24 protein-coding genes, 2 rRNA genes and 1 riboswitch are annotated in these 24,416 nt (G+C 68.6%); of the genes, 19 read left to right on the forward strand and 7 right to left on the reverse strand.

All coding sequences use genetic code 11. The features are described from left to right. Positions 1-43: 43 nt before the first annotated feature. From EL493_RS14250 to EL493_RS14260, 3 genes are all read left to right on the forward strand, one after another. A 23S ribosomal RNA gene (locus EL493_RS14250) occupies positions 44-3,159 on the forward strand. Positions 3,160-3,281: 122 nt separating this feature from the next. Beyond that, positions 3,282-3,398, forward strand: a 5S ribosomal RNA gene (rrf, locus tag EL493_RS14255). 106 nt (positions 3,399-3,504) lie between these two features. Then, entirely contained in the window at positions 3,505-3,972 is a 468-nt protein-coding gene (locus EL493_RS14260) for an SRPBCC domain-containing protein (protein WP_019046289.1), read from the forward strand. Positions 3,973-3,995: 23 nt separating this feature from the next. On the opposite strand, the gene EL493_RS14265 is transcribed toward EL493_RS14260, so the two are convergent. From EL493_RS14265 to EL493_RS14275, 3 genes are read right to left on the reverse strand one after another with little or no spacing between them, the layout of a single operon-like run. Further along, positions 3,996-5,027, reverse strand: a complete 1,032-nt coding sequence (locus EL493_RS14265) for an ABC transporter substrate-binding protein (protein ID WP_019046290.1) — start codon at positions 5,025-5,027, stop codon at positions 3,996-3,998. Further along, entirely contained in the window at positions 5,027-6,091 is a 1,065-nt protein-coding gene (locus tag EL493_RS14270) for an ABC transporter ATP-binding protein (protein WP_022566569.1), read from the reverse strand. The genes EL493_RS14265 and EL493_RS14270 overlap by 1 nt, the downstream gene beginning before the upstream one ends. Then, on the reverse strand, positions 6,088-7,119 hold the full coding sequence (locus tag EL493_RS14275; protein ID WP_019046292.1) for a FecCD family ABC transporter permease: 1,032 nt from the start codon (positions 7,117-7,119) through the stop codon (positions 6,088-6,090). Before EL493_RS14275 ends, EL493_RS14270 begins: the two co-directional genes overlap by 4 nt. Before the next feature lie 33 nt (positions 7,120-7,152). Next, positions 7,153-7,283, reverse strand: a riboswitch (cobalamin riboswitch). A gap of 105 nt (positions 7,284-7,388) precedes the next feature. Between EL493_RS14275 and EL493_RS14280 the strand changes: the two genes are divergently transcribed. From EL493_RS14280 to EL493_RS14300, 5 genes are all read left to right on the forward strand, one after another. After that, entirely contained in the window at positions 7,389-8,480 is a 1,092-nt protein-coding gene (locus EL493_RS14280; RefSeq protein WP_019046293.1) for an ABC transporter substrate-binding protein, read from the forward strand. Then, on the forward strand, positions 8,480-9,340 hold the full coding sequence (locus EL493_RS14285) for an ABC transporter permease (RefSeq protein WP_019046294.1): 861 nt from the start codon (positions 8,480-8,482) through the stop codon (positions 9,338-9,340). Before EL493_RS14280 ends, EL493_RS14285 begins: the two co-directional genes overlap by 1 nt. Beyond that, a complete protein-coding gene (locus EL493_RS14290) occupies positions 9,316-10,080 on the forward strand; it encodes an ABC transporter ATP-binding protein (protein WP_022566570.1) in 765 nt (254 codons plus the stop codon). The genes EL493_RS14285 and EL493_RS14290 overlap by 25 nt, the downstream gene beginning before the upstream one ends. After that, positions 10,077-11,426: an LLM class flavin-dependent oxidoreductase gene (locus EL493_RS14295; protein WP_019046296.1), complete on the forward strand. Its 1,350-nt coding sequence runs from the start codon at positions 10,077-10,079 to the stop codon at positions 11,424-11,426. The genes EL493_RS14290 and EL493_RS14295 overlap by 4 nt, the downstream gene beginning before the upstream one ends. Before the next feature lie 76 nt (positions 11,427-11,502). After that, a complete protein-coding gene (locus EL493_RS14300; protein WP_019046297.1) occupies positions 11,503-12,702 on the forward strand; it encodes an MFS transporter in 1,200 nt (399 codons plus the stop codon). A 5-nt stretch (positions 12,703-12,707) separates the two neighbouring features. Here EL493_RS14300 and EL493_RS14305 read toward each other — a convergent pair whose 3' ends face one another. Beyond that, positions 12,708-13,295 (reverse strand): TIGR03086 family metal-binding protein, encoded by a 588-nt coding sequence (locus EL493_RS14305; protein WP_019046298.1) that lies wholly within the window; start codon positions 13,293-13,295, stop codon positions 12,708-12,710. 62 nt (positions 13,296-13,357) lie between these two features. Between EL493_RS14305 and EL493_RS14310 the strand changes: the two genes are divergently transcribed. Both EL493_RS14310 and EL493_RS14315 read left to right on the forward strand, forming a co-directional pair. Continuing rightward, a complete protein-coding gene (locus tag EL493_RS14310) occupies positions 13,358-14,110 on the forward strand; it encodes a helix-turn-helix domain-containing protein (RefSeq protein WP_019046299.1) in 753 nt (250 codons plus the stop codon). Positions 14,111-14,168: 58 nt separating this feature from the next. Next, on the forward strand, positions 14,169-15,314 hold the full coding sequence (locus EL493_RS14315) for an alpha/beta fold hydrolase (protein WP_019046300.1): 1,146 nt from the start codon (positions 14,169-14,171) through the stop codon (positions 15,312-15,314). 6 nt (positions 15,315-15,320) lie between these two features. Here EL493_RS14315 and EL493_RS14320 read toward each other — a convergent pair whose 3' ends face one another. Then, positions 15,321-15,905, reverse strand: coding sequence for a TetR/AcrR family transcriptional regulator C-terminal domain-containing protein (locus tag EL493_RS14320; protein ID WP_019046301.1), 585 nt, complete (start codon positions 15,903-15,905; stop codon positions 15,321-15,323). 148 nt (positions 15,906-16,053) lie between these two features. Between EL493_RS14320 and bioB the strand changes: the two genes are divergently transcribed. The 8 genes from bioB to EL493_RS32335 all read left to right on the forward strand — a co-directional run bounded on the left by bioB (position 16,054) and on the right by EL493_RS32335 (position 22,013). Continuing rightward, entirely contained in the window at positions 16,054-17,067 is a 1,014-nt protein-coding gene (gene bioB / locus EL493_RS14325) for a biotin synthase BioB (protein ID WP_019046302.1), read from the forward strand. A 26-nt stretch (positions 17,068-17,093) separates the two neighbouring features. Continuing rightward, on the forward strand, positions 17,094-17,303 hold the full coding sequence (gene bsaP, locus EL493_RS14330) for a biotin synthase auxiliary protein BsaP (protein WP_019046303.1): 210 nt from the start codon (positions 17,094-17,096) through the stop codon (positions 17,301-17,303). Continuing rightward, positions 17,303-17,950 (forward strand): DUF2567 domain-containing protein, encoded by a 648-nt coding sequence (locus EL493_RS14335; protein WP_019046304.1) that lies wholly within the window; start codon positions 17,303-17,305, stop codon positions 17,948-17,950. Before bsaP ends, EL493_RS14335 begins: the two co-directional genes overlap by 1 nt. 69 nt (positions 17,951-18,019) lie before the next feature. Continuing rightward, the gene (locus tag EL493_RS14340) at positions 18,020-18,553 is read left to right on the forward strand and encodes a DUF1353 domain-containing protein (protein ID WP_019046305.1); all 534 of its coding nucleotides are present in this window, start codon (positions 18,020-18,022) and stop codon (positions 18,551-18,553) included. Positions 18,554-18,676: 123 nt separating this feature from the next. Further along, positions 18,677-19,792 carry an AI-2E family transporter gene (locus tag EL493_RS14345; RefSeq protein WP_019046306.1) on the forward strand — a complete coding sequence of 372 codons (1,116 nt, stop codon included), beginning with the start codon at positions 18,677-18,679 and terminating at the stop codon, positions 19,790-19,792. Continuing rightward, positions 19,789-20,202, forward strand: coding sequence for a DUF7144 family membrane protein (locus EL493_RS14350; RefSeq protein WP_019046307.1), 414 nt, complete (start codon positions 19,789-19,791; stop codon positions 20,200-20,202). The genes EL493_RS14345 and EL493_RS14350 overlap by 4 nt, the downstream gene beginning before the upstream one ends. A 48-nt stretch (positions 20,203-20,250) precedes the next feature. Continuing rightward, positions 20,251-21,762 carry a hypothetical protein gene (locus EL493_RS32330; RefSeq protein ID WP_019046308.1) on the forward strand — a complete coding sequence of 504 codons (1,512 nt, stop codon included), beginning with the start codon at positions 20,251-20,253 and terminating at the stop codon, positions 21,760-21,762. Between the two features lie 83 nt (positions 21,763-21,845). Further along, positions 21,846-22,013 (forward strand): hypothetical protein, encoded by a 168-nt coding sequence (locus EL493_RS32335; RefSeq protein ID WP_019046309.1) that lies wholly within the window; start codon positions 21,846-21,848, stop codon positions 22,011-22,013. A 25-nt stretch (positions 22,014-22,038) separates the two neighbouring features. Here the strand turns inward: EL493_RS32335 and EL493_RS14360 are convergent, their stop codons facing one another. Both EL493_RS14360 and EL493_RS14365 read right to left on the reverse strand, forming a co-directional pair. After that, a complete protein-coding gene (locus EL493_RS14360) occupies positions 22,039-22,521 on the reverse strand; it encodes a nitroreductase/quinone reductase family protein (protein ID WP_019046310.1) in 483 nt (160 codons plus the stop codon). A gap of 40 nt (positions 22,522-22,561) precedes the next feature. Next, positions 22,562-23,290 carry an NUDIX hydrolase gene (locus EL493_RS14365; protein ID WP_030203817.1) on the reverse strand — a complete coding sequence of 243 codons (729 nt, stop codon included), beginning with the start codon at positions 23,288-23,290 and terminating at the stop codon, positions 22,562-22,564. A 77-nt stretch (positions 23,291-23,367) separates the two neighbouring features. On the opposite strand from EL493_RS14365, the gene nadA reads away from it, so the two are divergent. Further along, entirely contained in the window at positions 23,368-24,405 is a 1,038-nt protein-coding gene (gene nadA / locus EL493_RS14370) for a quinolinate synthase NadA (protein WP_019046312.1), read from the forward strand. Positions 24,406-24,416 lie beyond the last annotated feature (11 nt).

Below are 24,416 nucleotides of genomic sequence, written 5' to 3' on the forward strand. Positions count from 1 at the left end.
GTGTGTTGTTTGAGAACTGCACAGTGGACGCGAGCATCTTTGTTAGTAAGTGTTTAAGAGCGTACGGTGGATGCCTTGGCACCAGGAGCCGATGAAGGACGTAGGAGGCTGCGATAAGCCTCGGGGAGCTGTCAACCGAGCTGAGATCCGAGGATTTCCGAATGGGGAAACCCAGCACGAGTGATGTCGTGTTACCCGCATCTGAATATATAGGGTGTGTGGAGGGAACGTGGGGAAGTGAAACATCTCAGTACCCACAGGAAGAGAAAACAACAGTGATTCCGTGAGTAGTGGCGAGCGAAAGCGGATGAGGCTAAACCAGTTAGATGTGATAGACGGCAGTCGTTGTCTAGCTGGGGTAGTGGGGCTCATTTTCTCAATTCTGCCGAGTTGAGCAACAGTAAGAAACCAAGTGGTTAGTTGAAGTGGTCTGGAACGGCCTGCCATAGACGGTGATAGTCCGGTAAACGAAAACTTCTTGGCTGTTGTAGTGAGTACCCGAGTAGCAGCGGGCCCGTGAAATCTGCTGTGAATCTGCCGGGACCACCCGGTAAGCCTGAATACTCCCTGGTGACCGATAGCGGACTAGTACCGTGAGGGAAAGGTGAAAAGTACCCCGGGAGGGGAGTGAAATAGTACCTGAAACCGTGCGCTTACAATCCGTCAGAGCCTTCTGCTTGCAGTGGGGTGATGGCGTGCCTTTTGAAGAATGAGCCTGCGAGTCATCGGTGTGTGGCGAGGTTAACCCGTGTGGGGTAGCCGTAGCGAAAGCGAGTCCGAATAGGGCGCTCTTTAGTCGCACATTATGGACCCGAAGCGGAGTGATCTACCCATGGCCAGGGTGAAGCGACGGTAAGACGTCGTGGAGGCCCGAACCCACTTAGGTTGAAAACTGAGGGGATGAGCTGTGGGTAGGGGTGAAAGGCCAATCAAACTCCGTGATAGCTGGTTCTCCCCGAAATGCATTTAGGTGCAGCGTCACGTGTTTCACGCCGGAGGTAGAGCTACTGGATGGCCTAGGGGGCCCACAAGCTTACCGAAGTCAGCCAAACTCCGAATGCCGGTGTGTGAGAGCGTGGCAGTGAGACTGCGGGGGATAAGCTTCGTAGTCGAGAGGGAAACAGCCCAGATCGCCGGCTAAGGCCCCTAAGCGTGTACTAAGTGGAAAAGGATGTGGGGTCGCTTAGACAACCAGGAGGTTGGCTTAGAAGCAGCCACCCTTGAAAGAGTGCGTAATAGCTCACTGGTCAAGTGATCCTGCGCCGACAATGTAGCGGGGCTCAAGTACACCGCCGAAGCCGCGGCATTTCAGCATTATCCTGCTTTCGAGCCAGGAGCTGGGATGGGTAGGGGAGCGTCCTGTGGCCGTGGAAGCAGCGGAGTGATCCAGCTGTGGAGGCCACGGGAGTGAGAATGCAGGCATGAGTAGCGAAAGACGAGTGAGAAACTCGTCCGCCGAATGACCAAGGGTTCCTGGGCCAGGTTAATCCGCCCAGGGTGAGTCGGGACCTAAGGCGAGGCCGACAGGCGTAGTCGATGGACAACGGGTTGATATTCCCGTACCCGTGTATCCGCGCCCAATGGCGAATCAGTTGTGCTAATCGTCCAAATGTTTTCTTATCGAGCCTTCGGGTGAGAGGGAGAATTGCTGCACGAGACCCTGGCTGTAGTAGTCAAGCGATGGGGTGACGCAGGAAGGTAGCTGGGCCAGGTGATGGAATACCTGGTGTAAGCCTGTAGGGCGTTGTGTAGGCAAATCCGCACAACATGTAGCCTGAGAGGTGATGCGTAGCCGTTGTGGTGAATTCAGTGATCCTATGCTGCCGAGAAAAGCCTCTAGTGAGTTGGTACACGGCCCGTACCCCAAACCGACACAGGTGGTCAGGTAGAGAATACTAAGGCGATCGAGAGAACTGTGGTTAAGGAACTCGGCAAAATGCCCCCGTAACTTCGGGAGAAGGGGGACCACGCCTGGTGACGAGTCTTGCACTCTGAGCTGGGTGGGGTCGCAGAGACCAGAGAGAAGCGACTGTTTACTAAAAACACAGGTCCGTGCGAAGTCGTAAGACGATGTATACGGACTGACGCCTGCCCGGTGCCGGAAGGTTAAGAGGACCGGTTAGCGCTTCGGCGCGAAGCTGAGAATTTAAGCCCCGGTAAACGGCGGTGGTAACTATAACCATCCTAAGGTAGCGAAATTCCTTGTCGGGTAAGTTCCGACCTGCACGAATGGCGTAACGACTTCTCTGCTGTCTCAACCACAGACTCGGCGAAATTGCATTACGAGTAAAGATGCTCGTTACGCGCGGCAGGACGAAAAGACCCCGGGACCTTCACTATAGCTTGGTATTGGTGTTCGGTACGGTTTGTGTAGGATAGGTGGGAGACTGTGAAGCTTGGACGCCAGTTCAGGTGGAGTCGTCGTTGAAATACCACTCTGATCGTATTGGACTTCTAACCTCGGACCATGATCTGGTTCAGGGACAGTGCCTGGTGGGTAGTTTAACTGGGGCGGTTGCCTCCCAAAATGTAACGGAGGCGCCCAAAGGTTCCCTCAGCCTGGTTGGCAATCAGGTGTCGAGTGCAAGTGCACAAGGGAGCTTGACTGTGAGAGTGACAGCTCGAGCAGGGACGAAAGTCGGGACTAGTGATCCGGCACCGGCAAGTGGAAGCGGTGTCGCTCAACGGATAAAAGGTACCCCGGGGATAACAGGCTGATCTTCCCCAAGAGTCCATATCGACGGGATGGTTTGGCACCTCGATGTCGGCTCGTCGCATCCTGGGGCTGGAGTAGGTCCCAAGGGTTGGGCTGTTCGCCCATTAAAGCGGCACGCGAGCTGGGTTTAGAACGTCGTGAGACAGTTCGGTCTCTATCCGCCGCGCGCGTTAGAAACTTGAGGAAGGCTGTCCCTAGTACGAGAGGACCGGGACGGACGAACCTCTGGTGTGCCAGTTGTTCCGCCAGGAGCACTGCTGGTTGGCTACGTTCGGAAGGGATAACCGCTGAAAGCATCTAAGCGGGAAGCCTGTTCCAAGATGAGGTTTCTCTCCCACTTGATGGGTTAAGGCCCCCTACAGACCATGGGGTTGATAGGCCGGAACTGGAAGCACAGTAATGTGTGTAGGTGACTGGTACTAATAGGCCGAGGGCTTATTACGAAGGTGTTACGCGTCCACTGTGCGGTATCTGAAACAACACACAGATCACCGAGACAACGATTCTTGTCTGCTCTTTCGAGCAGGCGGAGGTTGTGGCTCTCTGTGTGACAGTTTCATAGTGTTACGGCGGTTATAGCGGTGGGGAAACGCCCGGTCCCATTCCGAACCCGGAAGCTAAGGCCACCTGCGCCGATGGTACTGCACTCGACAGGGTGTGGGAGAGTAGGACACCGCCGGAACATCATTGCGAAAGGCCCTCCAACTTCGGTTGGAGGGCCTTTTTGCGTTCCCGGACCGGTCGCGTCCGTGAGCCCGTTCGGGGGCTTCGGGGACTACCGTGGAGCTATGGCGACCACGAGGATCGGCAGGCATTTCAACGCGCCCCGCGGAACCGTCTATCGGCTGCTGGTCGACGCCGAGGCGGTGCGGGCCTGGATGGTGCCCGACGGGATGGTCAGCGCGGTGCACCGGTTCGAGCCTGAGGAGGGCGGGGTCTTCTCGATCACCGTCGAGCGGGACGAGACGTCCGATGCGGGGGCGACGGCGCCGCAGCACCATGCTTATTACGGGCGGTTCGTGTCACTGGTTCCGGATGAGCGGGTGATGGAGGTGCTGGAGTTCGTCACCGATATGCCGGATATGGCCGGCGCGCAGACCATCACTTTCATGCTGGCCGACGCGGGCGACGGCACCGATCTCGAGGTACTGCACGAGGGGGTGCCGACAGGGATGACGCTCGCCGAGAACGACGTGGCCTGGCAGGTGGCGCTGGGGAAGATGGTCGCCCTGGCCGAACGCGGCACGGTCGGCTGACCGGCCGCGCCCGGTAGCGTCGGTCAGCGTACGGCGTCGTCGGCGCGGGGTGTGATGCCCGAGGCGGGGACGAGGTTCCAGGACTCGAGCTGCTTGCGGATCTGTTCGGCGGCGTCGATATTGAGGGGGCCGCTGGTCCACAGGGCGTACGGCAGGTTGAAGAACCGGCCGTCGCGGACAGCGCGTAGATCGTTGATGCCCGGCTTGCCACGCAGCAGTTCCACCTTCTGGGCGTAACTCTGGCCGGGGTAGTCGACGAACATGATGGCGTCCGGGTCTGCGGCCGCCAGGCGCTCCCACGAGACCTTGGTCCAGGTGTCGGCCACGTCGTCGAGGATGTTGCGCGCGCCCGCGGCTTCGAGAATTGCTTGGGGCGCACCGAATCTGCCGCTGGAGAAGATGGTGTCGGTGCCGCTGTCGAACAGGAACACCGTCGGGGTCCGCGCCGGTTTCGGTGCCGCGGTCAGGGCGGCGAGGCGGCTGTCGAGGTCGGCGGTGACCTCCGCGGCGCGGTCGGGGCGGCCGGTGATCGTGCCCAGGTCGGTCAGGTCGGTGCGCAGCGCGGTCCAGGGTTCGACCGTGCCACGGGCGGCGGCGCCGTCCTGTTGGCGACAGCTCTCGGTGAGGACGTAGGCGGCGATGCCGTCCTTCGCCAGGCCCGCCGGGGTGAGGTTGCTCGTCTCGTCGTAGCCGTAGCTCCAACCGGCGACCATCACGTCCGGGCGCTGGGCCAGGACGGTTTCGCGCGACGGGTACTCCGGGGCGACCGACTTCAATCCGTCGACGGCGGGGGCACCGTAGTGCCTGCGCAGGGTGTCGGCGTCGCGCTGAATGCTCGACACCGCGGCCACCTGGTCCTGGGCGCCGAGCGCCAGCACCATCGAGACGAGGTTTCCGTCGTTGACGAACAGCCGCTGCGCGGGCGCCGGGAAGCGGGTCTCCTTGCCGCAGTTGCGGATCGTGACGGTCGCGGCGGTGTCGGCGGAGGTGCCGGTGCACGCGGCCAGGACGGCGGCGAGTGCGGTGGTGGCCAGGATCCGGCCGGGGTTCTTCATCAGCGCGCCTTTCGCGGGGTGATCAACAGATGGGGTTCGCCGGTGACCGGATGCTCGACCCGGCTCGCGTCCACCCCGAACACCTCGGAGACGACCTCGGGGGTCAGCGCTTCGGCGGGTGGTGCCGGTGGCCGGGCGATGCCGTTGTGCAGCACGATGATCCGGTCGCAGTAGCGGTCGGCCAGCGACAGATCGTGCAGGGCGGCGACGACGGTGCGGCGCAGACCACGCACCAGGTCGAGGAGTTCGAGCTGGTGGGTGATGTCGAGGTGGTTGGTGGGCTCGTCCAGCAGCAGGACCGGGGTGTCCTGCAGCAGCGCGCGGGCCAGCAGGACCCGCTGCCGTTCGCCGCCGGACAGCTGCTGGACGGGACGATCGGCGAAGCCCGAAAGATCCACGGCCGCCAGCGCTTCGACGATCTGCTTCCGTTCGCGCGGATCGCCGAGGCCCCAGGGTGGCAGGTAGGGGGTCAGCCCGAGAGCCACCACCTCACCGACGAGCATGTCTGCGGGTGGGCTCTCGTCCTGGGCGACCAAGGCCACCGCGGTGGCCCGCTGCCGCGCCCGCAGCTCGTGCAGCACCCGCCCGTCCACCAGCACCCGCCCGCGCCCAGGTTTCCGCAAACCCGCGAGCGTGCGCAACAACGTCGTCTTGCCGCTGCCGTTGGGACCGACGATGCCGACAGTCTCACCGGGCGCGATCGAGAAGTCGGCGTCGACAACGACATTGCGGCGGCGGCCGACGGCACACGTCAGCCCCTCCGCCTGTATCGACCCGGCACCCGAACCTCCCCCGAAGCCTTCGACGCGCAGCGGAATGGAACCACCGCTGGTTCCACTGCCGGAGTAGCAGGCGGAAGCGCCGCTGATGCCGACAGACTCACTCGGTGCGACCGGGAAGCTCGCGCCGACAACAACACCGCGGGGGCCGTCGACTGCACACGCCAGTTCATCCGGCTGCGCCTCGGTAGCCGAGCGGGCGATTCGCGTGGCCTCGCCAGGTAGGCAGGGTTCGCCGTCGGGCGTCGGTGGCGGGTGATGAGCACCGCCTTCCGGCGTCCTCATGACGCACCGAACTGGTAGCGGCGGCGGCCCATCAGGAGGAGGAAGGCAGGGGCGCCGATCAAGCCGGTGAGGACGCCGACCGGGATCTCGGTGGGGCGGACCAGGACCCGGGTGGCGGCGTCGGCGACGACGAGGAACAGGGCGCCACACAGGACACACGCGGGGAGGAGGACCCGGTGGCGGGGGCCGACGATCATGCGCGCGGCGTGCGGGACGACCAGACCGACGAAACCGATACCGCCCGAGACGGCGACCAGTACCCCGACCAGGACGGCCAGCAGGACGAACAACCCGATGCGCAGTTCCCGCACCGGCACCCCGATCGAGGACGCGGTGGTCGCGCCGAGGCTGAGCGCGTCGAGCCAGCCGGCGACGGCCAGCAGGGCCGCGCCCGCGAACAGCACGACGACCAGCGGGACCGTGAGGGTCGTCCAGTCGGCCCCGGCCAGGCTGCCGAGCAGCCAGAACAGCACCGACTGGGCGGCCGCCGGGTCGGTGCTGCGGAACACCAGATAGCTGCTGAACGCGGCGAAGGCCGAGCCGAGCACGGTGCCGGTGAGGACCAGCCGCAGCGGGGTGAGACCGCCCTGGGCGACGGCGACGAGGAAGACGAGCGCGGCCGCACCGAACGCCCCGGCCAGCGCACCACCCGACAGGGCCCAGATGCCGGCGCCCGCGAACAGTCCCGAGGTGATCACCGCGGCCGCGCCGACACCGGCGCCGGAGGAGACGCCGAGCAGATAGGGGTCGGCCAGGGGATTGCGCACCAGGGTCTGCATGGCCGCCCCAGCCAGCGCCAAGCCCGCGCCGACCACGGCGGCCAGGATCGTACGTGGCACCCGGAGCTGCCAGATGATGGTGTCGACGCCGAGGTCGGTGGGCGCCGTCCCGGTCAGGCGGGCGCCGAGGGTGTCCAGCACCGCGGGCACGGGGATGATCTCGGCGCCGAAACCGGTCGCGGCGATCATGGCGGCGAGCAGCAGCGCCCCGAGCAGGGGGAAGGCGAACGATGTCCGGGCACGGATCATCGCGGAGTCTCCAGAGGCAAGGCGCGGCCCTTTCAGAGGGTGCCCGGCGAGGGAGGTCTGACTTTCGCCGCGAGGCGATCACAGTGGCGCGACCGTTCCGGAATTGCACCGGATTCCCGCACCCGCCGGGGATGACGACCGAACTCTAGCCTGGCACGCGGTGCCAGGCGGTTACCGGGGGCCGCGGTGGGCGGGTGAGTGTCACCGATGTTCCGATCACGGTAAGGCTAATGCTGTTCGGGAAAACCGCGGATTGCTTGAATCCCCCTATGCACCGACCGAATTCCTTCCTGCCCGGCCTGCGGGGCCGTGCCACCGCCGCGTTCCTCGCGGTGGCGACCGTCGCGACGCTCGGCCTGAGCGGATGCTCGAACGGCGGCGACGCACCGGTCGGCACCCCCGACGCGCCCCTGCCGACCGAGGTGCCACCGGGCACCACCCTGATCGTGGCCGATCAGCAGGAACGGTTGCAGTCCGCGCTGCGGCTCTCCGGTGAGCTGGACAAGCTGCCGTTCAAGATCGAATTCGCCAACTTCGTCGGCGGGCCCGCCATTCTCGAGGCGTTCCGGGCCGGCGCGGCCGACGTGGGCCAGGTGGGCGACGTGCCGCCGATCCACGCGCTGGCCGCCGGGCAGGACGTGCCGATCGTCGGCTCGTACCAGACCAACCCGCAGGCGCTGAAACTCGCTGTCGCGCCGGGCCGTTCGATCACCAAACTCGTTGATCTGAAGGGCAAGAAGATCGCCTACGCCGAGGGCACCGCGCAGCAGGCCGCCGTGCTCAAGGCGCTCACCAAGGCCGGGCTGAAGCCGGCCGACGTGCAGCTGGTCCGGTTGCAGCTCGCCGAATTCCTCGACGCCGTGCGGACCGGGCAGGTCGACGTGGCGCCGCTGATCGAGCCCAATGTGACCCGCTTGCTGCGCACCCAGGGCGCCTCGATCATCCCCGATTCCGAGACGACCGGCATCTACAGCGGTCTGGCGTACCTGTACGCGCGGCGCGCGGTCGTGCAGGACCCGGCCAAGGCCGCCGCCACCCGGGCCCTCGTCGGCGCGTTCGTGCGGGCCTGGCACTGGACCAACACCCACCGCGACGAATGGGCGGCCAAGTACTACGTGGACAGCCAGAAGGTCAGCGCCGACGACGCCCGGCGCATCGTCGAATCGCTGGGCACCTACACCTTCCCGCACCTGGACCAGCAGCTTGTCGCCCGGCAGCAGACCACCATCGACGCGATCGACGCCGTGGGTGAACTGCCGAAGAAGATCAAGGCCGCCGACGGCTTCGACCTGCGCTTCGACGCCGCGATCACCGAAGCGGTCACCGGCGCCGGGGCGGCGTTCGCGCCGGCGGTGAGCTGATGGCCACTCTCGACGCCGGTGTGCTGCGCAAGATCCGCAGCGGCCCGGCCCCCGCGGCGGCGCTCGCGCCCCGGGGCCGCGGACGGCGCAGGCTCGGCCCGGGCACACCGATCCCGTTCGGGTTCGCGCTCGGCCCCGGACTGCTCGTCGGTGCCTGGGTGCTCGGTTCGGCCACCGGCGCGATCGACCCGGAGACACTGCCCGCGCCGTGGACGGTCGCGCAGACCGCGGGCGACCTGATCGCCGACGGCCGGTTGCAGTCCAACCTGCTGACCTCGCTACAGCGCGCCGCGTTCGGCCTCGGGCTCGGCGTCGCGATCGGCGTGGTGCTCGCGCTGGTGGCGGGGCTGAGCCGGCTCGGCGAGGCGATCGTCGACGGGCCGGTGCAGATCAAGCGGGCCATCCCGACCTTGGCGCTGATCCCGCTGTTCATCGTGTGGTTCGGGATCGGCGAGGAGATGAAGCTGATCGTCATCACGACCAGCGTGCTGATCCCGGTGTACATCAACACCCACGCCTACCTGCGCAGTGTCGACGCCCGCTATGTGGAGCTCGCCGAGACGGTGGGCTTGTCACGGTGGGGGTTCCTGCGGCGGATCGCGCTGCCCGGGTCGCTGCCCGGCTTCTTCCTCGGTCTGCGGCTGGCGGTGACCATCTCGTGGCTGGCGCTGGTGGTGGTCGAGCAGGTCAACGCGACCAGCGGCATCGGCTACCTGATGACGCAGGCGCGTACCTACGGACAGATCGACGTGATCGTCGTCGGTCTGGTGATCTACGGACTTCTCGGGCTCTTCGGCGATCTCGCCGTGCGGGCGGCGGAACGGAAGGCGCTGGCATGGCGACAGACACTGGGCGACTGAGCGCCGACGAGCGGACCGTGGTGCGCGCGAGCGCGCTCACCCGCGGCTTCGGCGAGCGAATCGTGCTGAACGGCATCGACATCGAGATCCGGCGCGGCGAGTTCGTGGCGCTGCTCGGGCGCAGCGGCTCCGGCAAGAGCACGCTGCTGCGGGCACTGGCCGAACTCGACGCCGACGTGCCCGGTTCCGGCGAACTCACCGTGCCCACGCAGCGGGCGGTGGTGTTCCAGGACTCGCGGCTGCTGCCGTGGGCACGGGTGCTCGACAATGTGGTGCTCGGGCTGACCGGCCGCGACGCCGCTACGCGTGGCCGCGCCGCGCTGGCCGAGGTCGGCCTGGCGGGCCGGGAGAAGGCTTGGCCGCGGGAGCTTTCCGGTGGTGAGCAGCAGCGGGTGGCGCTGGCCAGGTCGCTGGTGCGCGAACCCGAACTGCTGCTGGCCGACGAACCGTTCGGCGCGCTCGACGCGCTCACCCGCATCCGCATGCACGCGCTGCTGCAGGCGCTGTGCGAGCGGCATCGGCCCGCCGTGCTGCTGGTGACCCACGACGTGGACGAGGCCGTCCTGCTCGCCGATCGGGTCCTGGTGCTCGACGAGGGCCGCATCGCGCTCGACCAGCGCATCGACACGCCGCGCCCGCGCAGGCACGCGCACCCGGAGTTCATCCGCCTGCGCGAGGTCCTGCTCGCCGGGCTCGGCGTGGACACCACCGAATTCGAGGAAGTGAAAGCAGCGTCATGAGTGCACCCCGGCAACTGAGTCTCAACGCGTTCATCTACCCGTCGGGGCATCACGAGGCGGCCTGGCGGCATCCCGACAGCAGGCCCGACCGCATCTACGACGTGGCCTACTACCAGGAGATCGGGCGCACCGCCGAGGCGGCCAAGCTGGACGCGGTGTTCTTCGCCGACGGCCCCGCCCTGCGCACCGACGTGCGGCACAACGCGGCACCCGGGCTGGAACCGATCACGCTGCTCACCGCGATCGCCGCCGCCACCACGCGTCTGGGCCTGATCGCGACCGCGTCGACCACCTACTACGAGCCCTACAACCTGGCCCGGCTGTTCTCCTCGCTCGACCATATCTCCGGCGGTCGGGCGGGCTGGAACATCGTCACCACCGGAACCGACTTGGCCGCGGCCAATTTCGGGCTCGACCGGCATCCCGAGCACGCCGACCGGTACGCGCGCGCCCGCGAATTCGTGGACGCGGTGGTGTCGCTGTGGGACAGCTGGGAGGACGACGCGATCGTGCTCGACCGGGCCGCGGGCATCTACGCCGACCCCGACAAGATCCACCCGATCGACTTCGTCGGCGAACATCTGCGCGTGCGTGGACCGTTCAACGCCGCGCGCACGCCCCAGGGTCATCCGGTGCTGGTGCAGGCCGGCGCCTCCAATGAGGGCAGGGCCTTCGCCGGAAAGTACGCGGAAGCGATCTTCACCGCGCACCAGCGGCTTTCCGACGCCCAGGCCTTCTACGCCGACATCAAGGCCAAGGCCGCCGAGTTCGGGCGCGACGCGACCGAGGTGAAGATCCTGCCTGGGATCAGCCCGTTCATCGCCGACACCGAGGCGGGCGCGCGCAGGCTGGAACAGGAGTTCAACGAGCTGACCGTGCCCGAATACGGGATCAAGCAGCTGGAATCCATCACCGGGACCTCGCTGCGCGCCCTCGCGCTGGACGAGCCGGTGCCGGTCGAGGTGTTCGCCGGGGCGGGCGATGTCACCGACAACGCGCGCAGCCGGTTGCAGGTGGTGGCCGGCATCGTGGAGCGCGAACGTCCGACTCTGCGCGGGCTGCTGCACCGGCTGGCCGGGGCGCGCGGGCACCGCGTGTTCGCCGGAACGCCGGAACAGGTCGCCGACACCATCGAGGAATGGTTCACCCAGGGCGCGGCCGACGGCTTCAACGTGATGCCGCCGTACTACCCGGGCGGGCTCGAGGTGTTCACCGAGACCGTCGTGCCGATCCTGCAGGAGCGTGGCCTGTTCCGCACCGAGTACACCGGGACCACGCTGCGTGACCACTTCGGTCTGGCCCGTCCGCGCAGCCGGTACGCGCCGGAACCGGCTACCGTCGGATGAGTGGGTCGCACGACGGAAACTGTTGTACCGCTGAGAAATTCCCTCCAGCCTGGTCCGTCGAACCTGGCGGGACCCGATGACCGCTGAGGTGATCGATCCGGCGCCGGTGCGGTTGCGGTCGCTGGTGTGGCCGGTGTTCGCGCCGATGGCGCTGTACGGGGTGGGTGTCGGGGCGGCCGCGCCGATGTACGCGTTGCGGGCGCTGGATCTGGGCGCGTCGACCGGTGCGGCGGGGTTGATCGTCGCGCTGGGTGGGCTGGGAATGGTGCTCACCGATCTGCCCGCGGGGCGGATCGTGGCGCGGATCGGGGAGCGCGCGGCCATCGGCGTCGGCAGCGTGTTGGGCACGGTCGGCGTGCTCGCGGCGATCTGGGCGCCGAACCTGGCCGTGCTGGCTGTCGGTCTGCTGCTCAACGGTGCCGCGGGCGCGGTGTGGGGGCTGGCCCGGCAGACCTATCTGGTGTCGGTGGTCGCGCCCGAGCAGCGCGGCCGCGCCATGTCGACGCTCGCGGGCGCGCATCGGCTCGGGTTCTTCTGCGGGCCGTTCCTCGGTGCGGCGCTGGTGCACGGATTCGGGCCGGTCGGCGCTCTGTGGCTGCAGTTGGTCACCACGCTGCTGGCCAGTGCCGCCATGGTGACGATCCGGTCGGCCGAGATCGGCGACCCGTCGGCACTGCGGCCGCTGCACACCGTGCTGTCCGAGAACCGCAGGGCACTGGGCACTCTCGGGCTCGCGTCGGTGGCGATCGGCGCCGCGCGGGCCTCCCGCAGCGCGCTGCTCCCGCTCTGGGCGGCCCATCTGGGCATCGATGCCGCGACCACCAGTCTGCTGTTCGGACTGGCCGGGGCGATCGATGTGCTGATGTCGTATCCGGCCGGTGTGTGGCTGGACCGGGCGGGCAGCCGGGTCACCGGTATCGCCTGCGGGATCTGCTTCGCGGCCGGCTACGCGAGCCTGCCGTTCACCTCGTCGGTGCTCACCATGGGCGTCTCGACCCTGCTGCTCGGCCTGGCCAACGGCTTGAGCAATGGGCTGATCATGACCGTCGGCGCCTTCGCCGCCCCGGCCGACCGGCGCGCGGAATTCCTCGGCGCCTGGCGACTGACCCATGACGTGGGGATGTTCGCCGGCCCCGTCGCGGTGGGCGTCATCGGCGCGTTCGCGGGCTTGGCCGCAGCCGGTGCGGTCCTCGCCCTCGGGATCGGCCTGGGGACGATGGCGATCTATCGCTGGTTCCCGGGCCGGGTCCAGACCCGGGTGGTGAGCGACGAGTAGCGGTGTTATCCGGTGCGCGTCCACGCCGGGTCGCGGCCGGTGAGGCCGAGGAGGCGGTCCAGGAGCGGGGCGTCGGGGGAGACGGGGACCTCCGGGCCGTAGATGCCCATGTCGCGGCCCTGGCTCGCGGTGGCGGCGGTTTCGGTGTGGGCGTAGCGCAGCAGGTCGTCGTCCCAGTGGAGGGTGGCGCCGACGGCGCGGGCGAGGTCCCAGCCGTGCACGATCAGTTCGCCGACGACCATGCCGCCGACGAGTGCGGCGGGCAGTTCCGTCGGGCCGCCCATGTGGGTGTTGCCCTGCCAGGCGGCGGGATCGCGCCAGGCGGTGGCGAGGTCGTCGAGGTGGGTGTCGAGGCTCGCGGTCCAGTCGCCCGCGGTGAGGTCGACCGCGGACTCGGTGGCCGCGGGCGGGGTGATCGCCTGTCTGCGGGCCGCGCCCACCAGCGACGGACCCCAGAACAGCAGGTGGTTCAGCAGCGCGCGCACGTCGAAGTCGGCGCACGGGGTGGGCGCGTCGAGCAGGTCCGGCGTGATGGTGCGGACGAGCTTCGACAGGGGTTCGGCGGCGCGGGCCACGCGTTCGGTTTCGGACATGTTCCGAGGTAACCACCGGCCGACGGGGTCTGTCTTGAACAAACGCGACATACACTCGCCGCGTGGAGCGCGATCCGCGGGAACTCGGTGGCGCCTGGCGCGCGGCGCAGCGGCACACGTTCGCGGAGCCGTCGGACGAGTTCGCGGGCTGGGTCGAGCGGTACTGGTCGGTGCGCTGGGCGTACGAGCGGCCGTATCGGCAATTGGTGGTGCCGTTGCCGAACGTGCACTTGAGCTTCCGGGACGGCCGCGCCGAACTGCACGGGCCGTCCTCCTCGCACGTGTATCGGGAGCTTTCGGGGACCGGCTCGGTGTTCGGTGTCGCGTTCCGGCCCGGGATGTTCCGTCCGTTCCTCGACCGGCCGGTATCCGAGTTGCGTGACCGGACTGTCGACGCCGCAACGGTTTTCGGCCCCGCCCTCCCATCGATGGCCGAGGTCGGCACGGTCGAGCGGTTCCTCGCCACGCACCTACCGTCGCGCGATCCGCAGGCCGAACTCGCCGCCGAGGTGGTGACGACGATCGCCGAGGACACCACGGTGACCCGGGTCGACGCGATCGCGAACCGGTTCGGGCTGAGCACGCGCGGGTTGCAGCGGCTGTTCGCCGAGTACGTCGGCCTCGGACCGAAATGGGTGGTGCGCCGCTATCGCCTGCACGAGATCACCGAACGACTCGCCGCCGGCATCGAGATCGAGTGGGCCGCGACCGCCGCCGAACTCGGCTACGCCGACCAGGCGCACCTGAGCCGGGACTTCCGGCGGATCTTCGGCGAACCGCCGACCCGGTACGCGCGGCGCTACGACGAGCGCTGACGCCGGGTTCACGGAATCGACACGAGCCGTACGGGAAACGGGCTCCTACAGTGGAGGAATGCCTTCGATCGACAGGCATCCGTCCACCGTCGCGGACTTCGACGAGGGCCGACGGCGGGCTCGGTTGCGTGAGACCCGGCTCGGTCACGGGTGGCGCCGCCTGCGGCGTACCCGGCTGACTCTCCTGCGCGTGGTCGGCGTACTGCTGATCGCGGCGACGGTGTTCACCCAGTACTGGGTGCACGACGTGGCCCCCGAACGCGAGCGGCTGGCACAGACCGCGCCGGATCTGCTGCCCGCGCACCTGCCCGCCGACGCGCGCGACTGGGACACCGCCGTCGTCGACCTGGTGGGACTCGGCGGGATCAACGCGGTGCCGACCGCCGAGGCACTGCCCGCGCTGAGCCGGTTCGGCGTGGTGTGGGCCGTGCGCTACGACAACGCCGGTATCGACACCAAGGTCATCGCGGACATGATCGTGCGCGCCGCCCGCTACGGCGCGGTGCGCAATATCGTGCTGGTCGGGCACAGTATGGGCGGGGTGATCGCGCTCGAAGTGGCCCGCCACATCCACACGAGCAGCGATCGGCGGCTGGTCGCGGTGCTGCTGGACTGCACGCCGCTTGACCTGGACGCGGTGCGGCCCGAGAGCCGCAGCCGCGGCACGGATCTGGTGCGCTGGATGGGCTGGCTGCCGGGCGCGCGGGAGAGCCGGCTGCTGCGCTTCGGGGTCGAGGTCTCGGCGCGGGGCGACCGATTCGCCCGTCGGCGCGGGCTGTTTCCGGAGCTCGACTTCCCGGCGCTGCGGTCGGTGGTGTCGGAAGTGTTGCGCGACAAGATCTTTTCGCGCGACGTCGCCAGCAACGGCCTGATCGAGGCGCAGTTCCTGGCCATCGTGGCCAGTGGCAGCACCGCGGATCTGCGGGCACTGTCGCGCCCGCGCCCGGACAAGGAACGCCCGGCCATCGTGTTCATCCGGCCCCGCGACGGCGCCCGCGACCGGGTGGTCGACGTGGACCGCACGCACCAGGTGCTGATCGACGAGGTCGGCGGTGTCGACGGCACGCTGCTGGTGGTGCGGCCGCGCGGGATCGGGCACGCCAATCCCATCCAGCGGCCCGAGGACTACAACGCGATCATCGAGAATCAGGTGCTGCCGTTCGTCCGCCGGTACCAGACCGACATCAGGAACGGGCCGCCCTGACCGGCGTCAGCGCACCCGGTGCCCCAGGATGGTCCGCACGCCCGCGATGAACAGCTGCAACCCGAAGTCGAAACGCGCGGTGGGGTCGGGCGTGTCGAGCAGGGGGGAGGCGCCGTCGGGGAGCGCGCCGACGGAGTCCATCTGCATGCGCGACTGCTCGTCGACGGTCTGGCCCAGCACGTAGTACAGCAGGGTGTAGGCCGTGAGCTCGGCTTCCTCCCTGGTCATGCCCGCCCGGATGACGATGCCCGCCAGCCGCTCGCGGGCCTTGCTGGTGGTGAGGCGGGAGGCGTAGGTGGCCGAGACCAGCTCGGCGCCGTCGCGGTAGGCGAGCAGGCAGTCGCGCAGCCGATGGGCGAGTTCGGTGAGCTGCTCGGGCCATTCGGCCGCGGCGATCGGCTCGTCCATCGGCGCGAGGATGCGGTCGGCGACGGCGCCGAGCAGCGTCTGCTTGTCCTTCACGTGCCAGTACAGCGCGCCGGGCTGGACCTGCAACGATCCGGCCAGGCGGCGCATCGTCAGGTCGGCGAGCCCGTACTGATCCAGGATCTCGACGGCGGCGTCGACCACATCCGTCTTCCGCAGCTGCACGCGCGTCCTTCCGATCGAATTCGCCGACCCGGGTGTCGGGTCTCACTTCTTGCCGCTACCCTAGCCTGAACACCGTTCAAGTTGCACGGCCACGCCGGGTGGATCACACCTGTGCGCGTGCATCGACCCGTCGAAGGGACATCACGTCGTGACGCAGGCACCCGTCCAGACCGACATTCTGGCCATCGCCCGTGAGCAGGTGCTCGAGCGCGGCGAAGGCCTCACCGAGGCGCAGACCGTCGAGGTGCTGCGCCTGGGCGACGACCGCCTGGAAGCGCTGCTCGAGCTCGCCCACGAGGTGCGGATGAAGTGGTGCGGCCCCGAGGTCGAGGTCGAGGGCATCATCAGCCTCAAGACCGGCGGTTGCCCCGAGGACTGCCACTTCTGCTCGCAGTCGGGCCTGTTCCAGTCGCCCGTGCGCGCGGCCTGGCTCGACATCCCCAGCCTGGTGGAGGCGGCCAAGCAGACCGCCAAGACCGGCGCCACCGAGTTCTGCATCGTCGCCGCCGTCCGAGGCCCGGACGAGCGCCTGATGGCGCAGGTCGCCGCCGGTGTCGAGGCCATCCGCAACGAGGTCGACATCCAGGTCGCCTGCTCGCTGGGCATGCTCAACCAGGAGCAGGTCGACCAGCTCGCCGCCATGGGTGTGCACCGCTACAACCACAACCTCGAGACCGCCAAGTCGCACTTCCCGAAGGTCGTCACCACGCACACCTACGAGGAGCGCTGGGACACCCTGCGGATGGTCCGCGAGGCGGGCATGGAGGTGTGCTGCGGCGGCATCCTGGGCATGGGCGAGACCATCGAGCAGCGCGCCGAATTCGCCGCGCAGCTGGCCTCGCTCGAGCCCGACGAGGTGCCGCTGAACTTCCTCAACCCGCGTCCGGGCACCCCCTTCGGCGACCTCGAGGTGCTGCCCGCGGCCGACGCGCTGCGCGCCATCGCCGCGTTCCGCCTGGCGCTGCCGCGCACCATCCTGCGCTTCGCGGGCGGTCGCGAGATCACCCTCGGCGACCTGGGCGCCAAGCAGGGCATGCTCGGCGGCATCAACGCCGTCATCGTCGGCAACTACCTCACCACGCTGGGCCGTCCGGCCGAGTCGGACCTGGACCTGCTGGGTGAGCTGAAGATGCCGATCAAGGCGCTGAACGAAACCCTCTGACGCAGCGGCACAGTAGGGTGACTGACATGGACGAGCGCTACAACCCGTTCACCGGCAAGCGGATCGTGCCCGGACTCGACGACGCGATGCCCGCGGCCGCCGCGCTCGGGCTCGAGCCGCCGCGGTTCTGCGAGCAGTGCGGTCGCCGGATGATCGTGCAGGTGAACCCGGACGGCTGGTGGGCCAAGTGCTCCCGGCACGGGGTCATCGACTCGGCGCAGCTGGAACGCCGGTAGTGGTCGCCGAGGTCGGCGTCGAGCCGCGTCCGGAGGTGTTGCGCCGTGAGCTGATCGGCGTCGCCGGGGTCGCGGCGGGCGTGCTCGTGGCCAGTGCGGTCGCGGGCGTGGTCTGGGGCATCCTCGCGCCGACCGAACGGCTGCGGGTGACCCAGCCCGGTCGCGCGGCGGTGCTCATCGGCGAGAGCCTGCATCTGTTCGACGCCGTCGGGATCTTCCTGTGCCTGGGCGCGGTGGTCGCGGTGCTGTCCGCGGCCGCGGGCTGGCGGGTGCGCAGCGCGCGCGGTCCCGCCCTGGTGGTCGGCGTGCTGCTCGCCTCGGGACTCGGTGCGGCCGTGATGATGTGGCTCGGCGAAGCCGTCGCCGAGTCCCGCCATCCCCGGCCGGACGATCCGGCGGTCGGACAGATCATCGCCCTGCCGGTCGAGATCGGCACCGATCTCGTCCTGCTGGTGCAGCCGTTCCTGGCCGCGCTCGTGCTGTTGTTCCTGGCCGCGCTGCACCCGCGCACCGATCTCGGTTCGGGCGCGGTGGGGCTGCTCGGTGACCTGCGCCCGGCCGATCTCGACGACTTTCCGATGCCCGGAACCGTCGCGGAGTATCGGCCCAGCGGCGATTTCGATTCGACTGCGCAACCGCGCGCCTGAGCCGCTTTCCGGCCCCGACCGAGCGCTACCATCGCCGATATCGGCAGGTAGACGGCTCGGGAGGCGGTCGTGGGATTCATCGGTGGCGGTCCGGTCGTCGAAGAGCTGGACGCGAAATTCTGGCGCCTGATCGAACCGCTCACGTATCAGGGTGCGCAGCAGACGTTCACGGTCCCCGCGGGCTTTCGCACCGACTTCGCCTCGGTGCCACGGGCACTGGTGTGGTTGATCCCGCGCTACGGCGCCTACACCCGCGCCGCCATCCTGCACGACTACCTGTGCCGCACCGGCACGGTGAGCCGGGCCGACGCCGACGGCATCTTCCGCCGGTGCCTGCACGAGTTCGCCGTCTCGACACCGCGGCGCTGGATGATGTGGGCCGCAGTGCGTCTGGGCAGCAGGCTGCGCGGCGCGACGCCCGGTGACGTGGCGCGCTGGGTGCTCGTCGCGGTGCCGTCGCTGGTGTTCCTGACGGTGCCCGTCGTGGTGGTGACGCTGGCGCTGTGGGTGTTCTGGGTGGTCGAGCTGATCTTCTGGGCCGCCGGCCGGCTCGGCAGGCGGACCACCACACCGCCGCCCACCCCGCAGATGAAGACGGCCTAGCCGAACTTCACCCAGAACGGGCGATGTGCGAGCCCACTGCCCTCCCTACCGTTTGTTCTCGGAGGACTGGGCCACCCGCGCGAAGTCTTCTCCGGCTGTGTTCACCAGACCGAGGGAGAGTCGATGTCCGAGCCGAGCACGGGCGCCGCCGCGCCGCCGACCTGGTCGATTCCCCGCGGACTCATCGTGCTGCTGTCGCTGGCGGCGGGTGTGGTCGCGATCGCGGGCCTGAAAGTGTTCTCCGGCATCGTCGGACCGGTGTTCCTGGCGCTCATGCTCACCATCGCGGTGCAACCGTTGCAGGGCTGGGCGCAGCGGCGCGGCTGGCCCGCGTGGGCGGGCATGGCCATCGCGCTGCTGGCGGTGGTGGGGATTCTGTTGGGGATCGGCTCGGCGCTGGTGCTGTCGGCGTGGCAGCTGGCCTCGCTGCTGCCCGACTACGCGGACAAGCTCGACTCGCTGCTCGACAATGTCCGCGGGCTGCTCACGGATCTGGGCATCAGTACCGAGCAGATCCACAAGGTGCTCGACGGTATCGATGTCGGCAAGGTGGCCGCGGTCGTCGAGGAACTGCTCGGCGGCGTGCTCGGGGTCTTCTCGAATCTGTTCTTCGTCCTGGCGCTGCTGCTGTTCATGGCCGTCGACGGGATGACGATGGACCGGCGGATGGCCGTGGTGCAGCGGCAGCGGCCCGCCATCGCGAGCGCGCTGCTCTCCTTCACCGAGGGCACCCGCAAGTATCTGGTGGTCTCGACCGTGTTCGGTGCGATCGTGGCGGTGATCGACGGTGGCGCACTGTGGTTGATGGGTGTGCCGCTGCCGATCCTGTGGGCGCTGCTGTCGTTCATCACCAACTACATCCCGAACATCGGTTTCGTCATCGGCGTCATCCCGCCCGCGCTGCTGGCGCTGCTGGACAGCGGGCCGGTGCTGATGGTCTGGGTGATCGTGGTCTATTCGGCCATCAACTTCGTCATCCAGTCGATCATCCAGCCCAAATTCGTCGGGGACGCCGTCGGTTTGAGCGTGACGGTCACCTTCCTGTCGCTGGTGTTCTGGGCCTGGGTGATCGGCGCGCTCGGCGCCCTGCTCGCCATCCCGCTGACCCTGCTGGTCAAGGCACTGCTGCTCGACATCGACCCGTCGACCCGGTGGGCCGACGTGCTGATCGGCGCGCCGCTGCCCACACCGGTGCCGGAAGAGGAAACGGAGCCCGCGCCGGAAGCGGAGAAGCCGTGACGACGGCGCTGATGGCTCCGCCGCGTCCCCTGCGGCAGTCCGTCGCCGCGGGCGTCACCATGCTCGGCGTGGCGCTGTTGCTCGTCGCGAGCATTCTGGAGATCCTGCGCGGCATCGCCTGTGTGGCCGGGTACGAGATGGTCGACGGGACAAGGCCTTACACCTTCGAGCTGAACCTCACGACGTGGGGCTGGCTGCACCTGCTGACCGGGCTGTCCGGCGTCGCCGTCGCGCTCGGCATGATCCTGGGCGCGCGGTGGGCGCTGGTGGTCGCGGCCGGGCTGGCGGGGCTGTCGATCATCGTGAATTTCGCGTCGCTGCCGTACTACCCGTGGTGGTCGGTGGTGGTGATCCTGCTCGACGTGGCCGTCCTCTGGGCGGTGAGCACCTGGGAACCCGACCACTACTGAGCCGGAAGGACCCGCCGTTCGCCGCTGTCCCGACAGACCGGAGCCGCCATGTCCGCGCCGACCAGCACGATCGCCGGTCCGGCAACCGCCTGCCGTTCGCGTGCGGTGCCGGTCGTTCCGCTGCTGGGGTGGGGTTTCGTCGGCCTCGCGACCACCATCGCGTTCGGACGGACCTGGCGCGCGATGGGTCCGCCGGTCGACCCGGTGTTCGGCGGGGCGCTGCTCGTGCTGGCGGGCGTGGTCGCGCTCGGGATCGCCGTGCGGCGTGCGCCGTGGGTGCCCCGGGATCGGGGCCTCGACGTCGCACTGGGCCTGACGGGGCTGATCGTCGCCGCGGGTCTGCTCGGTCTGCTGACGGTCCGGCTGGGCGAGCAGTACCTACCGCTGCGCCTGGATCTGGCCGCGGCGTTGGTGTTCGTGATCAGCTCGGCGGTGCTGGTTTTCGGGTGGCGGCAGGCTGCTCGGTACTGGCCGGTGTGGGTGCTGCTGCTCGGGCTGCTGCCGCCGGTGTACGAGGGCGGGGTCGCGCTGCTCGGCGGTGGCGATATGGCGGCGGGCCGGCTGCTGGTGGTGTTCGCCGGGTTCGCGGTGGGGGTGCTGATCCGCCGGGTCACGGCGGTCGCGGTGACCGCGCTGATCGGTGCGGTGTCGCTGATCGCGGTCGAGAAGTGGCTTCCGCCGTTCGGCAGGTTCATCGACCGGCGGGGAGTGCGCGGTGGGTACCGGCGAGGTTCCCGCGACAGCTGCGGCGCCGGCGCCGACGAGGGCCACGGATCAGCACCACGCCCGTGGGCTGTCCGGTCGACGCCGCTCGGCGTGGACCGGAGCAGGCATCGTGCAGGTGAGGCCACGCTGTCCACCGGTGCAGGGGGTGAGGTGGCCGGTGTCGGTGTCGTTGTGATCGTCGCGGCGGCGCTGGCCTGGATACCGTTGCCCGGAGGCGACGTCGCTGTGCCCGCCACGGTCGCGGGTGTCGTGGTGGGCGAGGAGGTCGGCGCGCCGGGGTGGAACCTGGTCGACGGGGACGAACATGTCTGGAAACCACGAAGTTTCGGTCCTGACGCCGTCGGCTCGAGGCGGATTCTGGAGGCCGGGGAGGTCGATCTCGACTGGGATGTCGCTGGGCGTAAGCGCCGGGTCGCAGTCGATGTGGTCCGCGTGGCGAGCGGCGAACGCGTCGGCGGATACCCGGACTTCGCGCAGTACCGGTTGGCCGCTCCGCGACTCGGCCCACTCTCGTACTTCGAGCTCGGCGCCGGTGTCGTCGGGCGGATGCGCACTGTCGTCGAGGACGGCACACCGCTGCGCTGGACATGGCTGAGCTGGGACTGGCAGGGCGCGGGCGGTGTGGAACGGGTAACGCTCATCGCCGCCGTCGACCACCGCGCCGGCGCGGCTTTCCCCGAACCCGACGGTTCACCGACCGCCCTGTCGGCCGCGATCCTGCGCCAGGCGCTGCGCGGACGACCGGTCGACGGCGGCCCCGCGGTGCTCGCCGACACCGACCTGCTGCTCACCCTGGCGCACCTGCTCGTCGCGGTCCGGACCGGCGCGCGCTGACCACGTCGAAAACCGGTGGCGCGCACCGCACCGGCTCACCTACCGTCGACCGGTCAGCATCAGCACCGGGGGAGGACCTGGCCGTGCGCGCCACCGAGAACACCGACACCGAACCACCCGCCGAGCGGCCCGACCTCGCCGCCTGGCGCCGCAGACACGCGCTACGCCGCTCGTCGGCAGCCACCGCCGTGCCCAGCGGCCGCACCTACCGGCGCTCGCCGAAGCACCGAGATCGCCGATACGACAGCTGAACCGCCGCCGCGGCCGTGCGGATCGCTACGCGCGGCGCAGGATCACCAGGGGTAGCGGCTTGTCGACCTTGGCCTGGTACTCGGCCAGCAGGGGGTTCGCGGTCAGTGCCCAGGCCGCGAACTCGTCGTAGCGCTCGCCGGTGAGTACCTCGGCCGTCGCGGCGAACCGTTCGCCGCCGAGCTCGATGGTGACCCGCGGATCGGCCTTCGCATTGTGGTACCAGGCCGGATAGCGGTCTTCGATGAACGAGCTCACGTACAGCACGTCGTCGCGATACAGGGCCCCGAGCGGGACGACGTGTGGCTTGCCGCTCCTGGCCCCGGTGGTCGTGAGCAACAACAAAGTCGCGCCCTGATAGTCGCCGCCGACGCGGCCGCCGTTGTCCCGGAACTCACGGATCACGTCGTCGTTCCAGCCGGCCATCTCGTCCGGGCTGTACGCACGGTTCCACGGTGCGTCCGGGTCGTCGTAGGAAGTGATCTGCGTCTTGGTCGCGTCCTCGTCCATGTCGGCCAGTGTGACAGTGGCCACCGACAAGTTCCGGGGATCAGCTCGGCGGGCGCAGGGCGGCGAATTCGTCGGTGACGCGCAGGCCCGAGTCGGAGAAGCGGTAGAGGGCGGCGGGGCGCCCGCCCGCGCGGCCCGAGGGGGCGGTGTCGCCGGTGGGGGTGATCACCTTGCGGCGCGAGAGGACGCGCTGGAGGTTGGTCGTGTCGACGTCATAACCCAGTGCGGCGCAATAGATTTCGCGCAGCGTCGACATGGTGAAGGTGTCCGGCGCCAGCGCGTAGGCGATGTTGGTGTAGGAGAGTTTGGCGGCCAGCCGGGTCCGGGCGTGGTCGACGACGGTGCGATGGTCGAAGGACATGCCGGGCAGTGCCGAGACCGGGTGCCAGGTGGTGTCGGAGGGCAGTTCGGGCTCTGTGGTCAGCGGGACCAGGCCGAGGTAGGCCGAGGCGATGCGGCGCGGAGCCGGGACGCGATCGGGCGCGCTGAACACCGACAGCTGCTCGAGGTGGGCCAGTTCGCGCACGTCGACCTTCTCCGCGAGCTGGCGCCGGGCCGAGGCGTCGAGGTCCTCGTCGTCGCGCAGCCGGCCGCCGGGCAGCGACCAGGTGCCCTTCTGTGGGTCGAGTGCCCGCTCCCACAGCAGAACGGCCAATTCCGGGTGCCTCGACCGGCTCGCAGCGCCTCCACCTGTGGAAATGTCGGCGGGGAAGCGGCGAACCTGGAACACCGCGGTAAGCGATTCGTGGATGGTGTTACTATGGGGCACGTTTTCGATTATAAGTCGAAAACCTGGTTAGGTGCGAATCGAGGCGAGAAAGCCGTTCGCACGAGGAAGGAGCCACCATGGCGACGACGACCGCACAGCCGACGCTGATGGGTTCGGTTTTCGACGGACCCTCGGGGTACACGGGTGTCGAGGCGACGCCGGAGTGGGCGCAGGAGGTGCGGCGGCTGGCGCGCGAGCGCAATGCCACCATCCTCGCGCACAACTATCAGCTGCCCGAGATCCAGGACGTGGCCGACCACGTCGGCGACTCGCTGGCCCTGTCGCGGATCGCGGCCGAAGCCGAAGAGGACACCATCGTGTTCTGCGGCGTGCACTTCATGGCCGAGACCGCCAAGATCCTCAGCCCGGAGAAGACCGTGCTGATCCCGGACGAGCGGGCCGGCTGCTCGCTGGCCGACTCCATCACCGCCGAGCAGCTGCGGGAGTGGAAGGCCGAGCACCCCGACGCGATGGTGGTCTCCTACGTCAACACCACCGCCGAGGTGAAGGCGCTCACCGACATCTGCTGCACCTCCTCCAACGCCGTCGACGTGGTCGCCTCGATCGACCCCGACCGCGAGGTGCTGTTCCTGCCCGACCAGTTCCTCGGCGCGCACGTCAAGCGGGAGACCGGCCGCGCGAACATGCACATCTGGGCGGGCGAGTGCCACGTGCACGCCGGCATCAACGGTGACGAGCTCACCGAGCAGGCGCGCACCCACCCCGACGCCGAGCTGTTCGTGCACCCGGAGTGCGGCTGCGCCACCTCGGCGCTGTACCTGGCCGGTGAGGGCTCGTTCCCGGCCGACCGGGTGCACATCCTGTCCACCGGCGGCATGATCGACGCGGCCAAGCAGGCCAAGTCCACCCAGGTGCTGGTGGCCACCGAGATCGGCATGCTGCACCAGCTGCGCAAGGCGGCCCCCGGCATCGACTTCCAGGCCGTCAACGATCGCGCCTCCTGCCCGTACATGAAGATGATCACCCCCGCCGCGCTGCTGCGCTGCCTGGTCGAGGGCGCCGACGAGGTGCACGTCGACCTGGCCATGGCCGAGGCCGGGCGCGCGTCGGTGCAGCGGATGATCTCGATCGGCAACCCCGGCGGTGGGGAGTGACCCCGCGCCGC

Origin of the sequence: Nocardia asteroides, assembly GCF_900637185.1 — a bacterium.
Taxonomy (GTDB): Bacteria; Actinomycetota; Actinomycetes; order Mycobacteriales; family Mycobacteriaceae; genus Nocardia; species Nocardia asteroides.

Coding starts and splice junctions, on each gene's coding strand:
- EL493_RS14275 (WP_019046292.1), bottom strand. CDS start 7,119: ATGATCCGTGCCCGGACATCGTTCGCCTTCCCCCTGCTCGGGGCGCTG.
- EL493_RS14290 (WP_022566570.1), top strand. CDS start 9,316: ATGGCGACAGACACTGGGCGACTGAGCGCCGACGAGCGGACCGTGGTG.
- EL493_RS14315 (WP_019046300.1), top strand. CDS start 14,169: ATGCCTTCGATCGACAGGCATCCGTCCACCGTCGCGGACTTCGACGAG.
- EL493_RS14280 (WP_019046293.1), top strand. CDS start 7,389: ATGCACCGACCGAATTCCTTCCTGCCCGGCCTGCGGGGCCGTGCCACC.
- nadA (WP_019046312.1), top strand. CDS start 23,368: ATGGCGACGACGACCGCACAGCCGACGCTGATGGGTTCGGTTTTCGAC.
- bsaP (WP_019046303.1), top strand. CDS start 17,094: ATGGACGAGCGCTACAACCCGTTCACCGGCAAGCGGATCGTGCCCGGA.
- EL493_RS14345 (WP_019046306.1), top strand. CDS start 18,677: ATGTCCGAGCCGAGCACGGGCGCCGCCGCGCCGCCGACCTGGTCGATT.
- EL493_RS14305 (WP_019046298.1), bottom strand. CDS start 13,295: ATGTCCGAAACCGAACGCGTGGCCCGCGCCGCCGAACCCCTGTCGAAG.
- EL493_RS14295 (WP_019046296.1), top strand. CDS start 10,077: ATGAGTGCACCCCGGCAACTGAGTCTCAACGCGTTCATCTACCCGTCG.
- EL493_RS32330 (WP_019046308.1), top strand. CDS start 20,251: ATGTCCGCGCCGACCAGCACGATCGCCGGTCCGGCAACCGCCTGCCGT.
- EL493_RS14285 (WP_019046294.1), top strand. CDS start 8,480: ATGGCCACTCTCGACGCCGGTGTGCTGCGCAAGATCCGCAGCGGCCCG.
- EL493_RS14270 (WP_022566569.1), bottom strand. CDS start 6,091: ATGAGGACGCCGGAAGGCGGTGCTCATCACCCGCCACCGACGCCCGAC.
- EL493_RS14360 (WP_019046310.1), bottom strand. CDS start 22,521: ATGGACGAGGACGCGACCAAGACGCAGATCACTTCCTACGACGACCCG.
- EL493_RS14300 (WP_019046297.1), top strand. CDS start 11,503: ATGACCGCTGAGGTGATCGATCCGGCGCCGGTGCGGTTGCGGTCGCTG.
- EL493_RS14260 (WP_019046289.1), top strand. CDS start 3,505: ATGGCGACCACGAGGATCGGCAGGCATTTCAACGCGCCCCGCGGAACC.
- EL493_RS14265 (WP_019046290.1), bottom strand. CDS start 5,027: ATGAAGAACCCCGGCCGGATCCTGGCCACCACCGCACTCGCCGCCGTC.